Origin of the sequence: Actinoplanes sp. NPDC051346 (genome assembly GCF_040682215.1) — a bacterium.
Classification (GTDB): Bacteria; Actinomycetota; Actinomycetes; order Mycobacteriales; family Micromonosporaceae; genus Actinoplanes.
In genome coordinates, this window is record NZ_JBFBAJ010000007.1 from 201,438 (window position 1) to 222,455 (window position 21,018).

The following is a 21,018-nucleotide window of genomic DNA, read 5'->3' on the forward strand; positions in this document are numbered from 1 at the left end:
CGGCGCGGCGACCAGGCCGACGGCGGCGACTGGCGCGGCGACCAGGCCGACGGCGGCGACTGGCGCGGCGACCAGGCCGACGGCGGCGACTGGCGCGGCGACCAGGCCGACGGCGGCGACTGGCGCAAGGGCGACCGGGCGGATGGCCCGGAGACCCGTAACGGATGGCGGAACGCCGACTCCCGCCGCAGAGACGCCGAGCAGCGCCCGCCGGCCGACCCGTGGGCCCACAGCGCCGCCGAGACGGGCGTCATCCCGATGCCGCTCCAGCCGCGCGAGGGCAACACGGGCTCCTGGCGACGTGACTCCGACGAGAGCCGGGAGCAGCGCGGCGACGGCCGACGCGGCCGGGCGGATCGTTCCGACACCGGTTCCTGGCAGCGTGAGCTCGAATCCGCCCCAGGCTCATGGCAACGCGACGCCGAGACCGGCGATGGTGGTCCGCGGCGCCGGGACGCCGACCCGGGCGACGACACCGGCGGCTGGCAGCGTGATCCCGAAAGCACGCGCGGGCGCCGGCCCGGCCGTCAGCGTGGCCCGGAGGTTCAGCGTGAGCCCCGCCGCGGCCTGGACGCTCAGCGCGGCGCGGGCGCACCCCGCCGGGACGGCGCCGCGGCGTACGCCCGCAGGCGCGAGCCCGACACCAGCTGGCAACGCGAGCTGGAATCCGGAAGTTGGCACCGCGACCCGGAGTCCGACGTCTGGCTCCGCGACTCCGACACCGGACAATGGCACCGCGCCGAGGCCGACGACGACGAAGACGACGAGGACGACCGGGACGACGATTCCGGGCCACGCCGCCGGTCCCGCCGCGGCGGCGTGCCGGGCGGTCCGCTGGCGATCGAGAGCGGGGAAGCGGCGCGGCGCGGTGAGGGCCGCGAGGGCGAGTCCGCGCACCGGCAGAGCGCCGCGGACGACGAGGACGGCGCCCCCGGTCGGCAAGCCGGTGGTCGTCGACGAGCCCCCGAGGGCCCGCTGCAGCTCGGCGCCAGGGCGGAAGCCCCGGTCGCCCCCGAGGTGCACCGCCGTGACGACGAACCGGCGGCCCGACCGGTGTCGAGCCGCCCAGCACCGTTCGAGCCCGAATCCCGGCAACGCGATGCCGGCACCGCGGCCCGCCCGGTCTCCGCGGCCCCGGGCCGCTGGGACGACCGCCCGGCGTCGGCACCCCCGGCACGCTCAGACGACCGCCCGACGTCGGCACCCCCCGGCCGCTGGAACGACGACGCACCCCCCAGCCGCCGTGACGACGACGCACCCCCCAGCCGCCGTGACGACGACGCACCCCCCAGCCGCTGGGACGACGACCGGCCGATGTCCGCTGCCCCTGGCGGCCGGCGGCGCGGTGCCGAGCCGTCGGACGACGCTCCCGCCTCGGCACCGCCGGCCGACTGGCGGCAGATCGGCGGCGCGGGCGCAGCCCGGCCGGTGTCCGCCAGGCCGGGCGGTAGGCGCAGCCCGACCCGCGGCGGCGATCGCGACCCGGAGCCCGGCGGCGACCGCAACCTGGAAAGCGGCCGAGAGCCCCACCGCGAACGCAACCCCGGGAAGCGCGCGCCAGGGCTCGACACCGAGCGCCTCTCCGGCCCCCGCGACGATCGCGACAACCGCGACAACCGCGACGACGGCGACAGCCGCGACCCGGGGCTCGGCACCGAACGCGGTGCCGGCCCCCGCAGCGCAAGAGGCTCCGGATACAGCGGAGGGCAACGCCGCGATAGCCCCGCCGCGCCGGTCTCCGCTGAGCCCGGCGCTTGGCGTGCCGGCGCGCAGGCCGCGGCCCGGGCCGACTCGTGGCGCAGCAAGCTGCGTGCCGAGCAGAGTGGGCTGGGATCTTCCGACGAGGCGGCCACGCAGATCAAGCCGGCGTCGGGACGGCAGGATCAGCCGGGCCGGGGCGGAGCCACCTACCGGGCGGGTGGCTCGGGAGACTGGCGTCGGGAGCTCCACGCCGAGAGCGACCTCGCCGACGGTGAGTCGCGGCGTTTCGGAACGAGCGACTTCGTGCGGTTCCGGCCGCCGTCGAAGACCGGGGCCTCGGCGTCGGTCAAGGTGCCGGCCGCCAACTCGGCTTCCGAGGGCATCACGCAGGTCATTGAGCGTACGGGTGCGAACTGGCAGAACCCGCCGGACACCGAATGGCCGCCGCGCGGCGCGGTCATGGCCTCCTCCGCGGGCACGTACGAGCGCCGACCGGTCAGCACGTTCTCGGCGGCCTCCACGCGGCAGAGCGATCTGCTGGAGCCGGAGGAGGAGTTCGAGGAGGAGTCCGGCGGTCCGCTGGCGGCGGTCGGTTACACCGTCGTCTGGTACGGCGTGCCGGTGGTGCTCTTCGTGCTCTACATGCTGGTGCTCGACGGCAACCAGCGGGTTCACGCCCTGGGGACGCTCGCGGACGCGGCACCGCAGTTCGGCCTGTCGTTGGTGCTGAGCATGCTGGTGGCGGTCGGCCTGCGCTGGGCGAGCGGCTCGTGGAAGGCGGCGAGCGTGGGACTGGCGTCGGCGGTGGTCGGCGGTGGACTCGCGACGGTGTTGACGTCGGCCATCACCGGCCAATCGCTGAGCTGACGAGCAAATCCCGTACCAAAGAAAAAGCGCGCCACCCCCGAGAGGGTGACGCGCTTTCCTGGCGCGGGTGTTACTTGGCGGCCACGACGTTCACGGGGAACTTCGCGGTCACCTCGGGGTGGAGCTTGACCTGGACCGTGTAGGAGCCCGTGGTCTTGATGTGGCCGGGCAGCTCGAGGCGGCGCCGGTCCAGGGACGGACCGCCGGCGGCCTTGACCGCGTCGGTGATCTCGGCAGGGGTGATCGAGCCGAACAGGCGGCCGCCGTTGCCGGAGCGCGCGGTCAGCGTGACCTTGAGGCCCTCGAGCTGGCCCTTGACCTCGTTGGCCTGGCCCAGGTCGCGGATCTCGCGGGCGTCGCGCGCCCGCTTGATGACCGTGACCTGCTTCTCGGCGCCCTTGGTCCACTGGATCGCGAAGCCCTGCGGCAGTAGGTAGTTGCGGCCGTAGCCGTTCTTGACCTCGACGATGTCGCCGGGGGTGCCGAGGCCCGACACCTCGTGGGTGAGGATGATCTTCATCTCGGTGCCTCCCCTCAGCGCGCCGTGGCCGTGTACGGCAGGAGCGCCATCTCGCGGGCGTTCTTGACCGCGCGGGCGATCTGCCGCTGCTGCTGAGAGGTCACACCGGTGACGCGGCGGGCACGGATCTTGCCGCGGTCGGAGATGAACTTCCGCAGCAGAGCGGTGTCCTTGTAGTCGATGTAGGTGATCCCGTCCTTGTCGAGCGGGTTCACCTTCTTCTTCGGCTTGCGCAGTGCCGCAGCCTTAGCCATTGATCTAACTCCTGAACTCAAGAAAGCCCGTTACGGGCTCAGAAAGGTGGCTCGTCGTCGAAAGAGGAGCTGCCGCCACCGCCGGAGCGGTTACCGGAGGCCTGGGCCGGGGCCGCCGTCGCCCACGGGTCGTCGAAGTTGGAGGAGTTGCCGCCCCCGCCTCCGCTGCCACCGCTGGACTGCCGGTTGCCACCACCGCCGCCGCCGCCGAAGCCGCCGCCGCCACCGGACCTGCTCATCTTCTGCACCTTCGCCGTGGCGTAGCGCAGGGACGGGCCGATCTCGTCGACCTCGAGCTCGTAGACGGTGCGCTTCTCGCCCTCGCGGGTCTCGTAGGACCGCTGGCGCAGCCGACCTTGCACGATCACCCGAGAGCCACGCTGTAGCGACTCGGCGACGTGCTCGGCGGCGTCACGCCAGATGTTGCACGCGAGGAAGAGTGGCTCGCCGTCTTTCCACTCGCCCGACTGCTTGTCCAAGGTCCGCGGCGTCGACGCGATGCGGAACTTGGCGACCGCCGCACCCGAAGGGGTGAAGCGCAGCTCAGGGTCGTCGGTCAGGTTGCCGACGACCGTGATGGTGGTTTCTCCTGCCATGATCTTCTCCTCGCCGCTTCTCTCGTTCGCGCAAAGGCTCTCAGAGCCCTACGACAAAAACGAGGATCAGCGGGTCTCCGGCCGGATGACCTTGGTACGCAGGACGGACTCGTTCAGCTTGAGCTGACGGTCCAGCTCCGCCACAGCCTCGGGCGTAGCCTGCAGGTCCGCGACGGCGTAGATGCCCTCGGACTTCTTGTTGATCTCGAACGAGAGCCGGCGACGGCCCCACACATCGAGCTTCTCGACCGAGCCACCCGCGTTGCGGATCACGTTCAGGAACGTTTCGAGCGACGGGGCGACGGTGCGCTCCTCGAGCGAAGGGTCGAGGATCACCATGAGTTCGTAATGACGCAAGACGTCTCACCTCCTATGGGCTGAACGGCCACGGTCTCTCCGTGGCAGGAGGTCTTGTGTCGCTCGCAGAAAGAAACCGTGGGCGGTTGACCCACGGCGGCCTACTGCGAACCGAGTCAGCATACCCGCGCCGAGCTGGGCAACCAAAAAGAGAGCCCCGTCCGTGGACGAGGCTCTCTGATCTGAAGCCGCGGGGCGTCCGGTCCGCATTCGCTGGGTGGGACCTGGGGAGGAACGACCACACCGATGAGGTTGGAACGGCCGCCCCGCGGAGCTTGTGCCGATGAGTCTACGCGACAGTTGCCCGAGATGCACGTTGCGACACGATTGCCCGAATTGCCCCGACTGTGACGCCGAGCACTAAAACCGCCGCGACAAGCGCGAGCAGACCGATCGGCCGCGGATCGGACATCGGCCGCATCGCCGCGACCGGCTCCGCCGCGGCGATCTCCATCGCCGGTCCGGCCGCCTGGGCAGGCACGGCCTCCGTCGTCGCCACCTGATCCGCCGTCGGTACGCCGGCGAGCAGCGTTTCGTCCCCACCCTGCGGCATACCGGAGAGTCCGGGAACGCCGCCTCCCGCCGTACCCCGCAAAATGGTCGTCTTGGATCGCGAAGCGTGACCGCCCAACGGCATCGACCCGGGCTGAGCGCCGGCCTGACCGCCGACCGCGGGCGGCTGCGCCGCGCCGGGCCGCACGACGACCGTGCCAGGCGCCGCCGGACGCTGCGTGGCGGGGATGCCGCCGGCCGGCTGCGATGACCCGCCGCCGGGGGTGGGCGCCGAATCCGGCCCGGACGGCGCCGCGGCACCGCCCCCGGTGGCTCCGTCCGAGGGCGACGGGATCGGGTTGGGCGTCACAGGTGAGCCGGACGGCGTGGCCGTGACGAGCACGGGCGTGGCCTGGTCGGTGATCGCGCAGCTCGGGTCGAGGGTGACCGCTGTCGTCCCGCGCCGGAACACCACCTCGGTGGCGCCATCGTCTGGAATGGAACCCTGCGAGGCGCCGTTGAGCAGCAGGTTCGCGCCATGGCCGGTACGGTTGACCACCCGTACGGTGCTCTCCGCAGGCACGGTCATCGAACCCACCGACGGCGTGGACTTGCAGGACAGGCCCAGCATTCCGCCGCCTTCGAAGACGACCTGCCGGCCGGCCTCGCCGGTCTGCTCGGCGTTTGCCGTACCCGTCGTGACGATCGCCGCGCTCAGCAGAAACCCGCCCAACGCAATCGCTGTCACCCGGTGTCGGACTTGCCGCGACATGCCACCATCCTCAAGCTTTTGGGTGCAATACCCTCGATTAACGACGCCTCGTTCGGCACGGTGACGCACTCGGTGGCCGTCCCGCGACGATGGGTGAGCGTCGTACCCGCGTCGTAGGCTCGCTCCATGCGCATCGGAGCCCACGTCGACCCCGCCGATCCCCTCGAAGCAGCCGCCGCCCGCGGCGCCGAGGCCGTCCAGTTCTTCCTGGCCGACCCGCAGGGATGGAAGGCCCCGGCACCCCGGGCCGACACGGCGGCATTGAAGGCGTCCGACGTGGACATTTACGTCCACGCGCCATACGTGATCAACGTGGCGACGCTGAACAACCGCATTCGCATCCCCAGCCGCAAACTGCTGCTCACCCACGCCCGCGCGGCCGCCGAGATCGGCGCCCGCGCGCTGATCGTCCACGGTGGTCACGTCAACGCCGGCGATGACCTAGCCGTCGGTTTCGACAATTGGCGCAAGACTTTCGCGTACGCGGAGAAGGAGGGCGGCCTCCCCCTCCCGATCCTCATCGAGAACACGGCCGGCGGCGACAACGCCATGGCCCGCCGCTTCGACAACCTCGCCCGCCTCTGGGACGCCGTCGGCGAGTTCGGCGCGGGCTTCTGCCTGGACACTTGCCACGCCCACGCCGGCGGCGAAGACCTCATGAACATCGTGGACAGGGTCAAGTCCATCACCGGCCGCATCGACCTGATCCACGCCAACGACTCCAAGGACACCTTCGACTCGGGCCGGGACCGCCACGACAACCTCGGAAGTGGCAAGATCGACCCAGAGCTGGTCGTAGCGGCGATCCGAGCGGCGGGCGCCCCGGCGATCGTCGAGACCCCCGGTGGAGTCGAAGGCCAGTCCGCGGACATCGCTCTCCTGCGGGAGCGAGCAGGCAGCTGAAACCAGCGGCACGAGGGAGCGGGATGACGACCGAGCGGCCGCAGGTCGATGCTCTGGGAGATGCGGCTTCTTCCGAGGGCCGGAAATCCACCACACCCGACGTAGAAAGTCCGACCGCGCCCGGTCCGACCGCGCCAGATCCCGGTCCGACCGCAGCTGGTCCGTCCGCGCCTGGCCTGACCACGGCTGGTCTCACCGCGTCCGATCCCGTGCCGACCACCCCTAGTCCCACCGCTCCTGGCCCGACCGCGCCTGGCCCGACCGCGCCTGGTCCAGCCACGTCTGGTCCAACTGCCGCTGGGTCGACCGCCGCTGGTTCGACCGCCGCTGGTTCGACCGCCGCTGGTTCGACCGCGGCTGGGTCCGCCGAGGGTGGGACTTCAGCCGAGGCCGGGGTGGGGGAGCGGGCGGAAGATCGGCCCCGACTTCGGCGGTGGGCCGGGCTGCGGCGCGGGCGCGGCGGGAAGGCGACCGACCCGGCGGAAATGGGACGCGGGCTACGGCCCGCTGTGCCGCCTCGGCCCGCCGACGCCGACGTCCTGGCGACAGACACCACGGCGGGCGAGACTCATGCGAAGGGCAGCAAGATCGCCGATGAGTCCACCGACGGCCACATCAGCGGCTCCGCCGTGTCCGCAGGCTCGGCCTCGTTTGGCGGCTCCACCGCGTTCGCGGAGCCGGGCGCGGCTGTTGGCTCCGGCGTGGGCGGTCAGCCCGGCGTGGCCGGCGGCTCCGATGCACCCAATGGCTCCCGCGCGGCCGGAGGAGAACTGGCCGGTGGCGGCCTAGCCGGGGGAGAACCGGCTGGAGGCGGCCCGGCCGAAGGCGGCCCGGCCGGGGGAGAACCGGCTGGAGGCGGCCCGGCCGAAGGCGGCCCGGCCGGAGGAGAACCGGCTGGAGGCGGCCCGGCCGGAGGCGGCGGTATGCCCGGCGGCGTTGGTGCGGCCGGTGGGCGCTTTCGTCGCCGGAAGCAGGCGTTGCCGACGGCGCGGCCGCCTGGCGCTCCTCCCGACCCCTGGACCGCGTTCGTCCAGACGCCCGAACGCCGACCCGGCCGCATCCGTCGCGTCTTCCGGGCGGTTGGACGTGCTCTGATCCACGAGTACGCCTTGGTTGTCTACGGTTCCTTGCTACTGGCCGTGATGATGACGTGGCCCACGCTGCGTTATCCGATGCACACCGTCCCGCAGGACCTTTGGGATCCGTCGCGGCAGGCGTGGCAGGTCTCCTGGGCCGGGCACGTGCTCCTCACCGATCCCGCGCGGCTGTGGCAGGCCAACGCCTTCTTCCCGGAGCGCTACGGCTTCGCGTTCGGCGACAGCCTTCTCGGCTATGCGCCCGCCGGGATGCTCGGAAGCGGCCCGCTCGCCGCCGTGCTGAGATACAACATCCTTTTCGTCCTCGCCCACGCTCTCCTGGCGATCGGCGGCTATGCCCTGGTCCGCCAGCTAGGCGCCGGACGAACGGGCGCGGCGGTCGGGGCGGTCGCCTTCGCGTACGCGCCGTGGCGACTCGCCCAGGAGGGCCACCTCGACATCATCTCCGCCGGTGGAATCCCGCTGGCCCTGGCGATGCTGGCACGCGGACACGGCTGGTCCCTGCGGTACGGATTCCGCCCCGGCCGACGGCACGCCGGTTGGGCGGCGGCCGGGTGGATCGTCGCGGCCTGGCAGATCAGCCTTGGGTTCTCGCTCGGGTTGCCGTTCGCCTTTGTGCTCGCCGGCCTCGCCGTAGTCGTCACGTGCGCCGTCATCCTGCGATGGTTCCGTCGGCTACGGCCGTGGCGGCGGCTACGGCTACCGCTTTGGCGACTGCGACGAGTGCCAGCGGCTGCGGTGCCCGCGTCTCCAACAACGGCCGACGCCACGATAGAGGCAACAGCGGGGGCCGGGGCGACTGCCGGGGCTTGGTCCGGTTCAGGGCCCGAGGTAGGAGCTGCGTCCGGGACCGGGGTAGCGCCCGGGGCCGGAGCGGCGGCCGCAGTAGGAGCAGCGGCCAGGCCAGGAGCAGCGGCCGGGGCCGGAGCAGCGGCCGGACCAGGAGAAACGGTCGGAGAAGGAGCAGCGGTCGGGGCCGGAGCTGCGGCCGGAGCCGGGACTGCGGCCGGAGCCGGGACTGCGGCCGGAGCCGGGACTGCGGCCGGAGCCGGGACTGCGGCCGGAGCCGGGACTGCGGCCGGAGCCGGAACCACAACCGTAGCTGCGGCCGGGGTAGCGGCAGGCAACGGGACTAAGACCGAGACAGGGGCTAAGGCCGGCGCAGCGGCAGAGGCTACGGCTCCGACCGAGATAGCGGCTCCGACTGGGACAGCAGGGCCGCAGCCGACGGCAGCGCCGTCAACTCCTGGGGCGGTAGCGGCACCGGCGGGAGTTGCTGCGGCGGCGAAGGCGGCCGTGTTTGGGTGGCGGTTGCTGGTCACCGATCTGCTCGGTGTGCTGATCCTGGCGGGGGTTGGCGCGCTCATCGCGCTTCCCTATCTGCGGGTGGGCGACACTACGCCGGCGAAGACGGAGATCGCGTTCTTCTCGCCGCCGATCCACAGTTTGTTGATCGGGCCGGCTGAGTCCCGCATCTGGGGCGCGCCGCACGCCGTGGCTCGGGAGTCGTTGGCGTGGTCCGCCGAGATGGCTCTGTTGCCGGGTTTCGTGCTCTACGCCCTGGCCCTGGTCGGGTTGTTCTTCTCGGTCTGGCGCGTGTGGCATCGGCTGATCCTGCTCGTTGCTGTCCTCGTCAGCGCGGTCTTCACTCTCGGCACGACGTTCTTCGACGGACGCTGGACCTATCTGCCGCTCTTCGGGCACCTACCCGGGTCCTTCGGCGTTCGCATCCCGGGACGGCTCATGCTCTGGGTCACCCTGTTCCTGGCGATCCTGGCCGCGGGCGCGGTGGCCGAGTTCGTCCGCCGCGCCGAGCAGCTGGCGGCTTCGAGGATGCCGCCTCGGCCGGGGCCGTGGCTTCGGCTGGCGACGCTCGTACCGTTGCTGCTGGTGTTGCTCGAAGGGTGGAACGCGACCGCCCATCCCGTGGTGCCGGCGCAGCCTGCCGCGATGCGTACGGTGACCGGGCCGATGCTGGTCCTGCCCACCGCGGCGCTGAGCGACCAGACGGTGATGCTGTGGTCGACGAGTCGCTTCCAGAAGATCGCCAACGGTGGCGGCGGTTTCGCGCCCCAGCACCAGGCGGAGTTGCGCCGTTCGGTGACGAGTTTCCCGGATGCGACCAGCGTGCAGTATCTCCGCTCGCTCGGCGTCGGCACTGTTCTACTGCTCCGGACCGAGGCCGCCGGTACGCCGTGGGACCGCGCGGGCGACCGGCCCGTGGACGCGCTCGGCATCACCCGCGAAGACCTCGACGAGAACTCGGTGCTCTTCCGCCTTAGCTGACGATCGTCGCCCCACGTCCAGCTCACCACCGGACAACATCCGACGCTCATCACCGGACATCACCCAACGCAAGGCCCCGCGCGGCCCAGATCGCGCAACAACCCCACACCGGCTAACGCCAACGAACACGCGACGCGGAATGCCGCTCGTGGGTCGCCGCTCGTGGGTCACCGGGTGGCGGGTCGCCGACGGGGACGGCGACCGCGACGAGGACGGCGACCGCAACCGCAACGGCGACCGCGACGGCGACCGCAACGGCGACCGCGACGGCGACCGCGACGGCGACCGCGACGGCGACCGCGACGGCGACGGCGACGGCGGGGACGGGGACGGGGACGGCGGGGACGGGGAGGGGGACGGGGATCGTCGGCCGTGCGGAGACGAACAGCAATCGCCCACCCGACGAAGAACCGACGGCCGACCAGCAACCAACGGACAGCCGGCCCGGTACTCACCGCCGGCACCGCAGGCCCCCGCTGACCTACCCGTCAAGCGACACCCGACAAGCAATCGACAACCTCACCAGCAGCGACCGTCATCCCACCGAAGTCGGCGCCAAGATCTCCGATGTGGATCCGGCACGGCCCCTTACGCCCAGGTTCTGGCGCAGTGTCGAGGTCCATTTCGCGTCCGGTGCGTCGTTGAGAACACCGCCGTCCGGGTCGTCCGGGTAGATGCGGCGGACCACGTCGAGTTCCGGTCGCCAGATTTCGCGGACCACCAGGGCGCACAGGATCGCGACCGTGATCAGTCGGAGGGTCGAGGCGAGGACGAATGTGCCCTCGGGGATGACCTGTTTGCCTCCCGCTCCCAGGAGCTCGGCGTAGAAGGCGGCGAAGTAGCCGATCTCCGCGACGGTCCAGGCGATGATCGCGCCCCAGCGGGGGCGGGCCAGGACGATCAGGGGTAGGAGCCAGAGGACGTACTGCTGGGACCACACCTTGCTGAAGATCAGGAAGGCGGCGACCACCAGGAAGGCGAGCTGGGCCAGGCGGGGGCGGCGGGGGGCGAGGAGGCAGAGCGCTCCGATGGCGGCGCAGGCGAGGATCGTCAGGGCGTACGTGAGGGTGTTGAGGGCCGAGACGTTGTCGCTGAGCCATTGGAACGGGCCTTGATCACCGGCGGCTCCGGTGTCCCATTTGCCGTCGAGGTAGCGGCCGATGTACCAGAGGGTGCCCCAGTCGATCGGGCGGGTGTCGTTGAGTTCGAAGAAGCGGTTCCAGCTCGTGCGGTAGAGGATGGCGATGGGCAGGTTCGTGGCCAGCCAGGCGAACACCGCCGCGCCGAGGGCGAGGAGGAAGGCGCGGATTCGTTGGGAGCGTAGGGCCAGGACGAACAGCGGGCCGAGGATGAACAGGGGCCAGAGTTTGGCCGCGCCGCCGAGGCCGAGGAGGAGGCCGGCGATCAGCGGTTTTCGGCGGGCCCAGGCGAGGAGGCCGAACATGGCCAGCGCGATGGCGAGCAGGTCCCAGTTGACCGTCGCGGTGACCAGGAGGACCGGCGACAGCGCGAAGATCGCGGCGTCCCACGGGCGGCGGCGGCGCAGGGCGAGGAGGACGGCGACGGACGCGACGGCGAGGATCGAGAGGACCAGCGCGTTGGCGTTGTAGAACCATCTGCCCTGGTTGATCGCCGGGTATCGCTCACCGAGGGCGTGCACCGGCAGGCCGAGTGCGCCCATGAAGTAACCGGTGACGACCGGATATTCGACCGGGTGGTCCCGATATGGGACCTTGCCCTCGTTCAGGCCTTCCGCGTAGTAGAGCGCCAGCACGTCGGTGTAGCAGAAGCGCGTGTACTGGACGTTCTTCTGCCAGTCACCGTCCTGGCAGGGTGATTTCTGCACCCAGCTGGCCGCCAGGACCAGGCAGACCAGGGCGAGGATGATGCGCTGCGCCGTCCAGAAGTGGCCGCGGCGCGAGGTTGGCGGGACGGCGTGCTCGCCGACCGGTCCGCCGATTGCCTGCGAGAGGCCGCGGACGAACCCGTCCGATTCGGCGGGCAGATCGGTCCGGTCGGTGTCCGGAGAAGGCGCGCTCATGACTCCGCATCATGCCGCATCCCTCCCATCCATGGTCTTTCAGCACAAGCGACATGCGAACGGAAAGGGCCCGTCGCCGAGGCGACGGGCCCTTTCCAGCAGATCGGGTGCGACGGGTCAGCCTCCGCCGTCCGCTCGGTCCCCGTCGACCTGGCCGCCACCGGTGCCGGTGTCATTGCCTGTGCCGCCGGGGAAGGTGACGATTCCACCGTTGTTCTGGCCGTTGGTGCCGCCGCCGTCATTCTGGCCGCCGTTGTTGCCACCGCCGTTGTTGCCACCGCCGTTGTTGCCGCCGCCGTTGTTCGGGCACAGGTCTGGCAGGAACTCACAGGCCGGGTTCTGGCCCTGGCCCGGGTTGGTTCCGGGCTGGGTCACCGGCGGCGGTGGCGGCTGCTTGCCGTTGGCGAACGGGCTCTTGTCGTCGCCGGTCGGGACACGGGGCGGGAACTGCTCCTGCTCCATCTCCTTCACCTTGGTCACGGCGTTGATGAAGTCTTCCCAGATCTGCGCCGGGGTGCCGGAGCCGAACATGTCGCCGCCGTTGGGCTCCTTGAGCTTCACCTTGTTGCCGGAGCCGCCGACCCACACGGTTGCGGACAGCTGCGGGATGCCGCCGACGAACCAGCAGTCGCCGCTGCCTCCGTCGAATTCCCAGGTGCCACTCTTGGCGATCGACTGGCGGCCGTTGCGCAGGTTGTTGCCGGACTGTCCGGGGATCTTCGCGAGGACGCCCTCGAGGTCCGCCATGTGTTCCTGGGTGAAGACCTGCTTCGGCTTGGACTTCTCCGCCGCGACGATCTTCTTCTTTCCGGTCACCTGATCGACGGCCTCCACCTTTTTGATGAAGTGGGCGTCGTTGCGCGCGCCTCGGTTGACGATCGTCGACACGCCCTGGGCGTGTTCGAGCGGTGAGACGTGGTACTGACCGAAGGCAACCTCGTTGTCGAAGTAGCCCTTCTTCTTCCACGTCGAGGCGTTGGTGTTGTTCAGGTCGACCACCGGGCCCTCGTCCGGCCACAGGTGTTCGAGGCCGGCGTCACGGGCGGCCTCGATCACCTTCTCGCGGCCGATGCCGTCGGCGATCCAGTAGAACGGGAAGTTGTACGACTCGATGGTCGCCGTTTCCAGGTCGCAGAACTCGATCTTTCCGCGGCAGATCGCGCCCGGCGTCCGGCCGGCGTTGCTGATCTTCGTCCCGTTCGCGCGCTTCTTGGTGCCGTCCCAGGTGGTCTTGAAGGAGATGTTCTCCCGGAGGGCGGCGGCGAGCGTGTAGATCTTCATGGTCGAGCCGGGCGACTGCCCGCGGCCGCTGAAGCCGGTGCCGTCGCCGTTCAGGTAGCTGCCGTAGTCGGTGCCGTTGGGATCCTCACCGCCGAAGTAGCCGAGCACCCGCCCGGTCTTCGGGTCGATGCCGATGACCGCGGCCTGGTAGGTCTTCGGCCGACCGTTCATCGGGGAGCTCTCTTTGTTGCGCGAGCCGGCCTCCTCCGCGGCCTTCTGCACCTCGGGGTCGATCGTCGTGGTGACCGTCAGGCCGCCGCGCTCGAACTCGGCGTCGGAGATGCCCATTTCGCGCAGCTCAGCGTTGACGTGGCGCATGATCATGCCGACCGGCTTGCCGTCGGCGCACGTCTTGCACTTGTTGGAGCTCGTGGGCTTGACCTTGGGGTACTTACGCGCCGCGTACACCTCGGGAGTGATCCACTTCTCCTCGAGCATGTTCTGCAGCGTGTAGTCCCAGCGGCCCTTCGCCGCCTCCGGATTCACGTTGGGGTTGTACCCCTTGTGGCCGGTGGCGGGGTCCGGGTTCGGCTGCTTGATGATCGACGCCAGCACCGCGGCCTCGTACGGCGTGATCGCGTTCTTGCTGCCCGGCGGCGTCATCACGGACTTGCCGAAGTAGCCCTGCGCCGCCGCCTCGATGCCGTACCTGCCCTCACCGAGGTAGATGTAGTTCAGGTACATGCCGAGGATGTCGTCTTTTTCGTACCTGTCCTCAAGCTTGCGGGCGATGACGGCCTCACGCAGCTTGCGGTTGACGTTGATGCCCTTGAGGTCCGCGGCGTACCGGGCGTACTGCTGGGTGATCGTGGACGCGCCCTGCAGGTCGTCGCTGACGAAGTTGTTCCAGGCGGCGCGGGCGATGCCCTTGAAGTCGATGCCGTCGTGCCGGTAGAAGTTCTTGTCCTCGGCGGCGACCACGGCGTGCTTGACGACCTCGCTGATCTTGGCTTGCGGGACGACCGTGCGGTTCTGGTCGCCGAGCTTCGCCAGCACCGCGCCCTTGCTGTCGAGGATGACGTTGGTCTGCGCCTCCTCCCGCTGGGCGGGCAGCTCGACGTCGTCGAAGAACCAGGTTCCGCCGACGACGCCGACGCCGAGCAGGATGACCACGACGGCGGCCGCGGCGGTCAGAATGTTCGTCCGGCGCCGACGCTTGGCGGCCTTGGTGAGGATCTTCTGGGCCTCACCCCGACGGCCGTGCGGCTCGTCCGGGCCCGCGCCGCCACCGACGGCGGGAGACACCGGACGCACCGCGGCGCGGGCGACGGAGACGCGGCCCGGCGCGGCGGCAACGGGTGCCGAGGCACGGCCGCCCACCCGGGCGGAACCCACAGTGCCGCCGCCCACCGAGGCACGACCGCCCACGGAAGCACGACCGCCCACGGAAGCGGAACCGACGGATGCGGCGCCACGCGGAGCGGCGCCGCCGACCGTGGCGCGTCCGCCTGCCGGGCGCCGGTATGCGTCGGGCGCGGGGCGTTCGTCGTAGCCGGACGGGTCGTCGTCAGGCGTGGAAGCAGCGGACGGCCCGGGCACTCGGGCCCGGGCGCGTGCAGACTGCGAATCGCCGTACGAGTTCATTCGGTTACACCTACCGGTCGCGGTGGCGCACCCGGGGAGCCCTGGAGGGGCTCACGCCGGCAGCGCCACGAGCGGACAATTTGGGCTGCATCCCCGCAGCCACCCTGACGGATGTCAAAAATGACCGATCGCGGCGCTGGATGCCCGTATCGGTCGGGGTCGTGTCGCCGTTAGCGACGTTGAGGGCCATCACTGTCGACCCTTCCGGCGAAGCGACGACGACCCTGTCTCGTGGTGGCGGCCCGAGGCGGACGAGGCGGCAGCCGCCACGCCCTGGTGAGGTTCGTCGGGATGAAGCGCGTCCCTGCCCAGCAGGAACTGCTCGATCAGGTGGTTCCACGCGCAGGTCTGGCACACCTCGACCACGAAGACCTGGAACTCACGCAGTGTCATCGCCAGGACCGGCAGCTCGGCGAGCTTGCGGGCCTGGCCGGCTGACTGCTTCAGCTCGTCGCCATAGATGTAGTGCACCAAGGTGAGGTTGTCTCGGCGGCAGACCGGGCAGCGCTCATCGGTCGGCTCGCCGTGGAACCGAGCCGCGTTTCTCAGGTACGGCGAGGCATCGCAGACTTCGAGCGTCCCAATCTTGCCGTTGTGCAGGTCACGCAGCAGCACTCGCTTCTGTAGCGAGTAGTCGACGACCTGCCGCTGCGTGCGCATGGCGAAGAGAGTACGCGGTCGGCACCCGAACGGCGACCGCCATCACGCAGCGTGGCGTGGCGACCGCATGGCATGACCGAATGTGCCCCGGCGAGGCCGGGACCGGAGGGGCATGCCCGGCAAAACCAGTATGACCCACAGCACCGCCACAAATTATGGACAAGGAGGGCATGCCCGGCAAGCAGCCCGGCACCGCCTTGCCATCCTTCGCACCCCGATCTACGGTGACGATGTATCGGCCCGATACATCGACTCCAAGGAGGTGGCCCGCGATGCTCGAACTGGCGATTCTCGGCCTCCTCCAGGAGGCCCCGATGCACGGGTACGAGCTGCGCAAAGAGCTCGCCACCAAGCTCGGCACCATCCGGGCGGCCATCAGCTACGGCACTCTGTACCCGACGCTGAAGCGCTTGCACGCCGCCGGCTGGATCAGCGAACAGGCCACCGAGACCGACATCGTGCCGCCGATGACGAGCAAACGGGGCCGGGTTGTCTACAAGATCACTGCCGAGGGCAAGGAGCGGTTCGCCGACCTGCTCGCCCAGGCCGGGCCCGAGACCTACGACGACGCGGGCTTCGGCGTGCACTTCACCTTCTTCTCCCGCACCGACCGGGCCACCCGGCTGCGGATCCTCGAGGGCCGGCGGCGCCGGATCGAGGAGCGCCGGGAGGGTCTGCGGGACATGCTGTCGCGCGCCGGGGACCGGCTCGACGCGTACACGCTGGAACTGCAGCGACACGGACTGGACGCCTGCGAGCGCGAGGTCCGCTGGCTGGAGGAGCTCATCACCAACGAGCGCTCCGGCCGTACCCCTTCCTGCGTCGACGCCGCGAGCGCGGCCGGCGCGGAGGGCGGCACCACCATCTCCGCCGCCGATCAGGCGGTGGGGGCACCCCCCGTAACACCGGCTCCGCACCAGGACCGGCCGTGATGAACAAGGAGGCAAACGCGATGGGCTCCGTCCGCGTCGCCATCGTCGGTGTGGGTAACTGCGCCTCGTCCCTCGTGCAGGGCGTGGAGTACTACCGCAACGCCGACCCCAACGACCGCGTTCCGGGTCTCATGCACGTGACCTTCGGCGACTACCACGTATCCGACGTGCAGTTCGTCGCGGCGTTCGATGTGGACGCCAAGAAGGTCGGCATGGACCTGTCCGAGGCGATCGTCGCCAGCGAGAACAACACGATCAAGCTGACCGACGTGCCGCCGACCGGCGTCACCGTCCAGCGTGGACCGACGTTCGACGGCCTGGGGACGTACTACCGCGAGATGATCGAGGAGTCGTCGGCCGAGCCGGTCGACGTCGTCCGGGCGCTCAAGGACGCCGAGGTCGACGTCGTGGTGGCCTACCTGCCGGTGGGTTCCGAGGAAGCCGCCAAGTTCTACGCGCAGGCCGCGATCGACGCCGGTTGCGCGTTCGTCAACGCGCTGCCCGTCTTCATCGCCTCCGACCCCGTCTGGGCGCAGAAGTTCACCGACGCCGGCCTGCCGATCGTCGGTGACGACATCAAGAGCCAGGTCGGCGCCACCATCGTGCACCGCGCGCTGGCCAAGCTGTTCGAAGACCGGGGCGTCGAGCTGCTGCGCACCTACCAGCTCAACTTCGGCGGCAACATGGACTTCATGAACATGCTGGAGCGCAAGCGCCTGGTCTCCAAGAAGATCTCGAAGACCCAGTCGGTCACCAGCCAGATCCCGCACGAGATGTCGAAGAGCGACGTGCACATCGGCCCGTCGGACCACGTGCCGTGGCTCGACGACCGCAAGTGGGCCTACATCCGGCTCGAGGGCCGCAGCTTCGGCGACACCCCGCTGAACGCCGAGCTCAAGCTCGAGGTGTGGGACTCCCCGAACTCCGCCGGTGTGATCATCGACGCGGTGCGCGCGGCGAAGATCGCCAAGGACCGCGGCATCGGTGGTCCGATCCTCTCGGCCAGCTCGTACTTCATGAAGAGCCCGCCGGTGCAGTACAGCGACCACGACGCGCACGCCGCCGTCGAGGCCTTCATCAAGGGCGAGATCGAAAGCTGAGTCGCCGTCGGCAGTTCGAGGGGCCGGACCGCAGGACGGTCCGGCCCCTCGGCGTCGACCGGGCGATCCGGCCCTCGACGTCGACCGGGCACAGGTCTCGATGCCGGCCGCAGAAGACGGCTCAGGTCCGCGCCGGCTGCGGGTTCACCAGGGACGTATCAAGAATGCCGAGACGATCACGGTCACGAGGGTGCCGCCGACCAAGATCCGGACTGCTCTCGGCAAGCGGGGTAGCAGCATCACGGAGACTCCGGTGAAGCTGACAGCCGTCGCTACGACGGCGCACAGGATCAGCTCCTCAGCGGTGACATCGACGAACAATCGGAACAGGTGGACTCCCGTTGTGGCGGTCAAACCGCCGACGAATGTCACCGTCGGCGCGCGCCATGCACCGATGACCATTGCCAGCACGACCCAGCACACGGCGGCCATCAGCCCTACCATGAACGCGCTGGCAGCCAGCGATCCGAGCGCTTCTCCAAGGCAATGGAACTGATCATCCGGGTCCGGGACACAGTCGACCTTGGACTCGGACTGCACCACCGGCACAGTGCAGGCGGCCGCTACCGCGCCGACGAGCGCCGGACCAAGCAGCAGCCTCACCCCAGAGACCGCGCCTTTGCTGTGCCGCACGTTCGTTTCGGTCATGGCGACATTGTGGCGACTCCGCGCATGCTTCAGCTCCAAGCCTTTTCGAGGGCGACGCGGGCCTCTAGCTCCAGCAGATGTCGCTTGCGCGGCAGTCCGCCACCGAAGCCGACCAGCTTGCCGCCCGCCCCGACCACCCGGTGGCACGGCACGATCACCGGCACGGGGTTGCGGTTGCAGGCCGTGCCGACCGCCCGCGCGGCCCCCGGATCGCCGAGAGCCGTCGCGATGGCGCCATAGGTCCGCATCTCGCCGTAGGGGACGCGGGCGATCTCACCCCACACCGCACGCTCGAAATCCGACCCGCCGCGCAGCTCCACCGGCACGGCGAAGTCTGTGATCGTTCCGGCGAAGTAGCGGGCGAGCTCGTCGAGGACCGGATGGGAGCCGCTCGCCCACGAGGAAGAGGCGCCGAAGCGGACACCGATCACCGTCCCGGCGTCGAGCTCCACGCCGAGCGGGCCGATGGGTGAGTCCATGAGATGCCGCACCCGAGGATTGTGCTCCTCGGGTATGACATCCGTCAGATGTGGCCGTTCTCGCGGGCCCAGCGCAGCAGCTCCGCCTCGGCCTCGTCGCGGTCGAGCGGGCCGCGGTCCAGCCGCAGCTCCTTCAGGTGCCGCCAGGCCTGGCCCACGATCGGGCCGGGCGGCACGCCGAGCAGCTCCATGATCGCGTTGCCGTCGAGGTCGGGCCGGACCCGGGCCAGGTCCTCCTGGGCCTGGATGCGGGCGATCCGCTCCTCGAGCGCGTCGTAGTCCGCCGCCAGCGCCGCCGCCTTGCGCCGGTTGCGCGTCGTGCAGTCCGACCGGGTCAACTTGTGCAGGCGGGGGAGCAGGTCGCCGGCGTCGGTCACATATCGCCGGACCGCCGAATCGGTCCACTCGCCCCGGCCGTACCCGTAGAAACGCAGGTGCAGCGCGACCAGCTCGACCACCTCGGACATCACGTCCTTGGGGTACTTCATGGCCTTCATCCGCTGCTTGGTCAGGCGCGCGCCGACCACCTCGTGATGGTGGAAGCTGACCCGCCCGTCACGGCCGACCGCCTTGGTCGCCGGCTTGCCGACGTCGTGCATGAGCGCCGCCATGCGCAGGATGAAGTCCGGGCCGGTGTCGCCCTCGAGACGTACGGCGTTGGCGACCACGATCAGCGTGTGCTCGTAGACGTCCTTGTGCTGGGCGTGCTCGTCGATCTCCAGCTTGAGGCCGGACAGCTCCGGGAGGAACCGGTCGGCGAGACCCGTCTCGACCAGCAGACGCAGGCCGCCCACGGGATCCTGGCCGCACAGCAGCTTGGTGAACTCGTCGCGGATCCGTTCGGCGGTGATCCGGTCGAGGTCGGCGGCCATCGCGGACATGGCGGACAGCACCGCCGGATCAATGGCGAACCGGAGCTTCGACGCGAACCGGGCGGCCCGCAACATCCGAAGTGGATCGTCGCCGAAGGACTCCTCGGGCCGCGCCGGCGTCTTGATCACGCCGGCCGCCAGGTCCTCGAGACCGCCGTACGGATCGGTGAAGACGTGCCCGGGCAGGCTGACCGCCATCGCGTTGATCGTGAAGTCGCGTCGGCGCAGGTCGTCGAGGAGGTTGTCGCCGTACTCGACGACCGGGTTGCGGGTGACCCCGTCGTACGCCTCGGCGCGGAACGTCGTGATCTCGAGCCGCAGCCCGTCCTTCTGGATGCCGATCGTCCCGAACTCGCGACCGGTCTCCCAGATCGCGTCGGCCCAACCCTTGACCACGGCGAGGGTCTGCTCGGGGCGCGCGTCGGTGCAGAAATCGAGGTCGTCACCGAGGCGGCCGAGCAGCGCGTCGCGCACCGAACCGCCCACCAGGTGCAGTTCATGGCCGGCGGCGCCGAAGCGGCGCCCCAGCTCGTCGGCGACGGGGGAGACCCGGAGCAACTCCTGGACGGCGTTGCGCTGGGCCCTATTCAAGACAGACATGAGGCGACCAGGGTATCGAGCCTTCGGTGCGGTCATGGGTGGTGGGTGGGCGGTCCGCGGACGCGACGGGCAGGATGGGTGTCGTGCCCGTTTCCGAGGCGCTGCGCCGCCTCAGCGAGGACCCCCGCTTCTGGTCCTTCCTGCGGGACGGCACCGGCGCGGCCGAAGATCCCGATCCCGTCGAGCTGCGCGTCCACCTGCCGATCACCGGCGGGTACGGCCTCGTGCTCGATCTTGACCTGGTCACCGGCGAGCAGACGCTGGGCCTGCGCGAACCGGCGACCAGCGAACCGGTGCAGCTCGGCTGGGCGGCGCCGGGCCGGCCGTGGCCCGCGGCGTTGCGGTGGCACGAGCTCGAGCTCTGCGCCCGGGTGATCGCGTTGGAGGATCCGACGCTGCCGCATCCCGGCCTGGTCGTGGCTTTGCTGGGCCAGTTCGCGCCGGTCACCGAGGACGACGACGAGACCACGGTCGCGGCGGTGCGCGAGGCGGCGTACCGCTCGCTGCGCCGCGACGTGCCGGCTCCCACGCCGGCCGGCCCGGAACAGACCCCGCTGCCGCTCTTCGCGGGCGACGACTGGTGGCCTCGCCCGCCCGTGCCCTCCCCGCAGGTCCTCGACGAGGCCGCGATCGCGGCCTACACCCTCCCGGCGCCCGCGCATCTCCAGGTCCGCGGCGGCTCACGCTTTCCGCAAGAAGGGCTTTCCGAGTTGGTACGCCGGGCAGCACGCCGACTGTCCCGGCTCCCCGAGGAACATTGGTACGCGGCGGTCCGCCCGCTCGCCCGGCACATCGCCGACACCGGCGACCTGCGTCCGGTCGGCGCCCTGCTCGGCGAGCTGACCGAGGCCGGCTGTGACCATCCGACCGTGCTGGACGCGCTCAGCGAGCCCCTCGTCCCGCTGGAGGCCTGCTGGATGGTCGAGACGTTGGCCGGGGCGACGCCCGGCACCCTGGTGCGCCACCACGTGTGACC

The 21,018-nt window shown here is 70.4% G+C and carries 19 protein-coding genes and 1 pseudogene; 7 read left to right on the forward strand and 13 right to left on the reverse strand.

What is annotated here, in order from left to right; genetic code table 11:
* Nucleotides 1-2,568: hypothetical protein (locus AB0M36_RS19305; protein ID WP_364159252.1), on the forward strand; the 2,568-nt coding region annotated here is incomplete at its 5' end.
* A 70-nt stretch (nt 2,569-2,638) separates the two neighbouring features.
* On the opposite strand, the gene rplI is transcribed toward AB0M36_RS19305, so the two are convergent.
* The 5 genes from rplI to AB0M36_RS19330 form a co-directional block, all read right to left on the reverse strand.
* Nucleotides 2,639-3,088, reverse strand: a complete 450-nt coding sequence (rplI, locus tag AB0M36_RS19310) for a 50S ribosomal protein L9 (RefSeq protein WP_364159255.1) — start codon at nt 3,086-3,088, stop codon at nt 2,639-2,641.
* A 14-nt stretch (nt 3,089-3,102) separates the two neighbouring features.
* A complete protein-coding gene (gene rpsR, locus AB0M36_RS19315) occupies nt 3,103-3,342 on the reverse strand; it encodes a 30S ribosomal protein S18 (RefSeq protein ID WP_007073789.1) in 240 nt (79 codons plus the stop codon).
* Nucleotides 3,343-3,380: 38 nt separating this feature from the next.
* Entirely contained in the window at nt 3,381-3,938 is a 558-nt protein-coding gene (locus tag AB0M36_RS19320) for a single-stranded DNA-binding protein (RefSeq protein ID WP_364159258.1), read from the reverse strand.
* 66 nt (nt 3,939-4,004) lie between these two features.
* On the reverse strand, nt 4,005-4,295 hold the full coding sequence (rpsF, locus tag AB0M36_RS19325) for a 30S ribosomal protein S6 (protein WP_364159261.1): 291 nt from the start codon (nt 4,293-4,295) through the stop codon (nt 4,005-4,007).
* Between the two features lie 289 nt (nt 4,296-4,584).
* Complete coding sequence (locus tag AB0M36_RS19330; protein WP_364159264.1) at nt 4,585-5,559, reverse strand: hypothetical protein; 975 nt, start codon at nt 5,557-5,559, stop codon at nt 4,585-4,587.
* Nucleotides 5,560-5,685: 126 nt separating this feature from the next.
* Between AB0M36_RS19330 and AB0M36_RS19335 the strand changes: the two genes are divergently transcribed.
* Nucleotides 5,686-6,462 carry a deoxyribonuclease IV gene (locus AB0M36_RS19335; RefSeq protein ID WP_364159267.1) on the forward strand — a complete coding sequence of 259 codons (777 nt, stop codon included), beginning with the start codon at nt 5,686-5,688 and terminating at the stop codon, nt 6,460-6,462.
* Between the two features lie 785 nt (nt 6,463-7,247).
* On the opposite strand, the gene AB0M36_RS19340 is transcribed toward AB0M36_RS19335, so the two are convergent.
* Nucleotides 7,248-7,562 carry a hypothetical protein gene (locus AB0M36_RS19340; protein ID WP_364159270.1) on the reverse strand — a complete coding sequence of 105 codons (315 nt, stop codon included), beginning with the start codon at nt 7,560-7,562 and terminating at the stop codon, nt 7,248-7,250.
* 27 nt (nt 7,563-7,589) lie between these two features.
* Between AB0M36_RS19340 and AB0M36_RS19345 the strand changes: the two are divergent.
* A pseudogene (locus AB0M36_RS19345) lies at nt 7,590-8,264 on the forward strand (hypothetical protein); the annotation flags it as partial.
* A 591-nt stretch (nt 8,265-8,855) separates the two neighbouring features.
* Nucleotides 8,856-9,845, forward strand: a complete 990-nt coding sequence (locus tag AB0M36_RS19350; RefSeq protein ID WP_364159681.1) for a hypothetical protein — start codon at nt 8,856-8,858, stop codon at nt 9,843-9,845.
* A gap of 112 nt (nt 9,846-9,957) precedes the next feature.
* On the opposite strand, the gene AB0M36_RS19355 is transcribed toward AB0M36_RS19350, so the two are convergent.
* The 4 genes from AB0M36_RS19355 to AB0M36_RS19370 form a co-directional block, all read right to left on the reverse strand.
* The gene (locus AB0M36_RS19355; RefSeq protein ID WP_364159273.1) at nt 9,958-10,236 is read right to left on the reverse strand and encodes a hypothetical protein; all 279 of its coding nucleotides are present in this window, start codon (nt 10,234-10,236) and stop codon (nt 9,958-9,960) included.
* Nucleotides 10,237-10,380: 144 nt separating this feature from the next.
* Nucleotides 10,381-11,886: a glycosyltransferase 87 family protein gene (locus AB0M36_RS19360; RefSeq protein ID WP_364159276.1), complete on the reverse strand. Its 1,506-nt coding sequence runs from the start codon at nt 11,884-11,886 to the stop codon at nt 10,381-10,383.
* Nucleotides 11,887-12,003: 117 nt separating this feature from the next.
* On the reverse strand, nt 12,004-14,535 hold the full coding sequence (locus AB0M36_RS19365) for a transglycosylase domain-containing protein (protein ID WP_364159279.1): 2,532 nt from the start codon (nt 14,533-14,535) through the stop codon (nt 12,004-12,006).
* Nucleotides 14,536-14,940: 405 nt separating this feature from the next.
* The gene (locus AB0M36_RS19370; protein ID WP_364159282.1) at nt 14,941-15,411 is read right to left on the reverse strand and encodes a DUF5318 domain-containing protein; all 471 of its coding nucleotides are present in this window, start codon (nt 15,409-15,411) and stop codon (nt 14,941-14,943) included.
* A gap of 272 nt (nt 15,412-15,683) precedes the next feature.
* On the opposite strand from AB0M36_RS19370, the gene AB0M36_RS19375 reads away from it, so the two are divergent.
* Entirely contained in the window at nt 15,684-16,343 is a 660-nt protein-coding gene (locus tag AB0M36_RS19375; protein ID WP_364159285.1) for a PadR family transcriptional regulator, read from the forward strand.
* 20 nt (nt 16,344-16,363) lie between these two features.
* A complete protein-coding gene (locus tag AB0M36_RS19380; protein ID WP_364159645.1) occupies nt 16,364-17,443 on the forward strand; it encodes an inositol-3-phosphate synthase in 1,080 nt (359 codons plus the stop codon).
* A gap of 144 nt (nt 17,444-17,587) precedes the next feature.
* Here the strand turns inward: AB0M36_RS19380 and AB0M36_RS19385 are convergent, their stop codons facing one another.
* From AB0M36_RS19385 to AB0M36_RS19395, 3 genes are read right to left on the reverse strand one after another with little or no spacing between them, the layout of a single operon-like run.
* A complete protein-coding gene (locus AB0M36_RS19385; protein WP_364159288.1) occupies nt 17,588-18,091 on the reverse strand; it encodes a hypothetical protein in 504 nt (167 codons plus the stop codon).
* 29 nt (nt 18,092-18,120) lie between these two features.
* Nucleotides 18,121-18,570: a methylated-DNA--[protein]-cysteine S-methyltransferase gene (locus AB0M36_RS19390; RefSeq protein ID WP_364159647.1), complete on the reverse strand. Its 450-nt coding sequence runs from the start codon at nt 18,568-18,570 to the stop codon at nt 18,121-18,123.
* 44 nt (nt 18,571-18,614) lie between these two features.
* The gene (locus tag AB0M36_RS19395; protein WP_364159291.1) at nt 18,615-20,042 is read right to left on the reverse strand and encodes a CCA tRNA nucleotidyltransferase; all 1,428 of its coding nucleotides are present in this window, start codon (nt 20,040-20,042) and stop codon (nt 18,615-18,617) included.
* A gap of 74 nt (nt 20,043-20,116) precedes the next feature.
* On the opposite strand from AB0M36_RS19395, the gene AB0M36_RS19400 reads away from it, so the two are divergent.
* Nucleotides 20,117-21,016 carry a hypothetical protein gene (locus AB0M36_RS19400; protein WP_364159649.1) on the forward strand — a complete coding sequence of 300 codons (900 nt, stop codon included), beginning with the start codon at nt 20,117-20,119 and terminating at the stop codon, nt 21,014-21,016.
* The last annotated feature ends 2 nt before the right edge of the window (nt 21,017-21,018 follow it).

Coding starts and splice junctions, on each gene's coding strand:
- rplI (WP_364159255.1), bottom strand. CDS start 3,088: ATGAAGATCATCCTCACCCACGAGGTGTCGGGCCTCGGCACCCCCGGC.
- rpsR (WP_007073789.1), bottom strand. CDS start 3,342: ATGGCTAAGGCTGCGGCACTGCGCAAGCCGAAGAAGAAGGTGAACCCG.
- AB0M36_RS19320 (WP_364159258.1), bottom strand. CDS start 3,938: ATGGCAGGAGAAACCACCATCACGGTCGTCGGCAACCTGACCGACGAC.
- AB0M36_RS19330 (WP_364159264.1), bottom strand. CDS start 5,559: ATGTCGCGGCAAGTCCGACACCGGGTGACAGCGATTGCGTTGGGCGGG.
- AB0M36_RS19335 (WP_364159267.1), top strand. CDS start 5,686: ATGCGCATCGGAGCCCACGTCGACCCCGCCGATCCCCTCGAAGCAGCC.
- AB0M36_RS19360 (WP_364159276.1), bottom strand. CDS start 11,886: ATGAGCGCGCCTTCTCCGGACACCGACCGGACCGATCTGCCCGCCGAA.
- AB0M36_RS19370 (WP_364159282.1), bottom strand. CDS start 15,411: ATGCGCACGCAGCGGCAGGTCGTCGACTACTCGCTACAGAAGCGAGTG.
- AB0M36_RS19375 (WP_364159285.1), top strand. CDS start 15,684: ATGCTCGAACTGGCGATTCTCGGCCTCCTCCAGGAGGCCCCGATGCAC.
- AB0M36_RS19380 (WP_364159645.1), top strand. CDS start 16,364: ATGGGCTCCGTCCGCGTCGCCATCGTCGGTGTGGGTAACTGCGCCTCG.
- AB0M36_RS19385 (WP_364159288.1), bottom strand. CDS start 18,091: ATGACCGAAACGAACGTGCGGCACAGCAAAGGCGCGGTCTCTGGGGTG.
- AB0M36_RS19390 (WP_364159647.1), bottom strand. CDS start 18,570: ATGGACTCACCCATCGGCCCGCTCGGCGTGGAGCTCGACGCCGGGACG.
- AB0M36_RS19395 (WP_364159291.1), bottom strand. CDS start 20,042: ATGTCTGTCTTGAATAGGGCCCAGCGCAACGCCGTCCAGGAGTTGCTC.
- AB0M36_RS19400 (WP_364159649.1), top strand. CDS start 20,117: ATGGGTGTCGTGCCCGTTTCCGAGGCGCTGCGCCGCCTCAGCGAGGAC.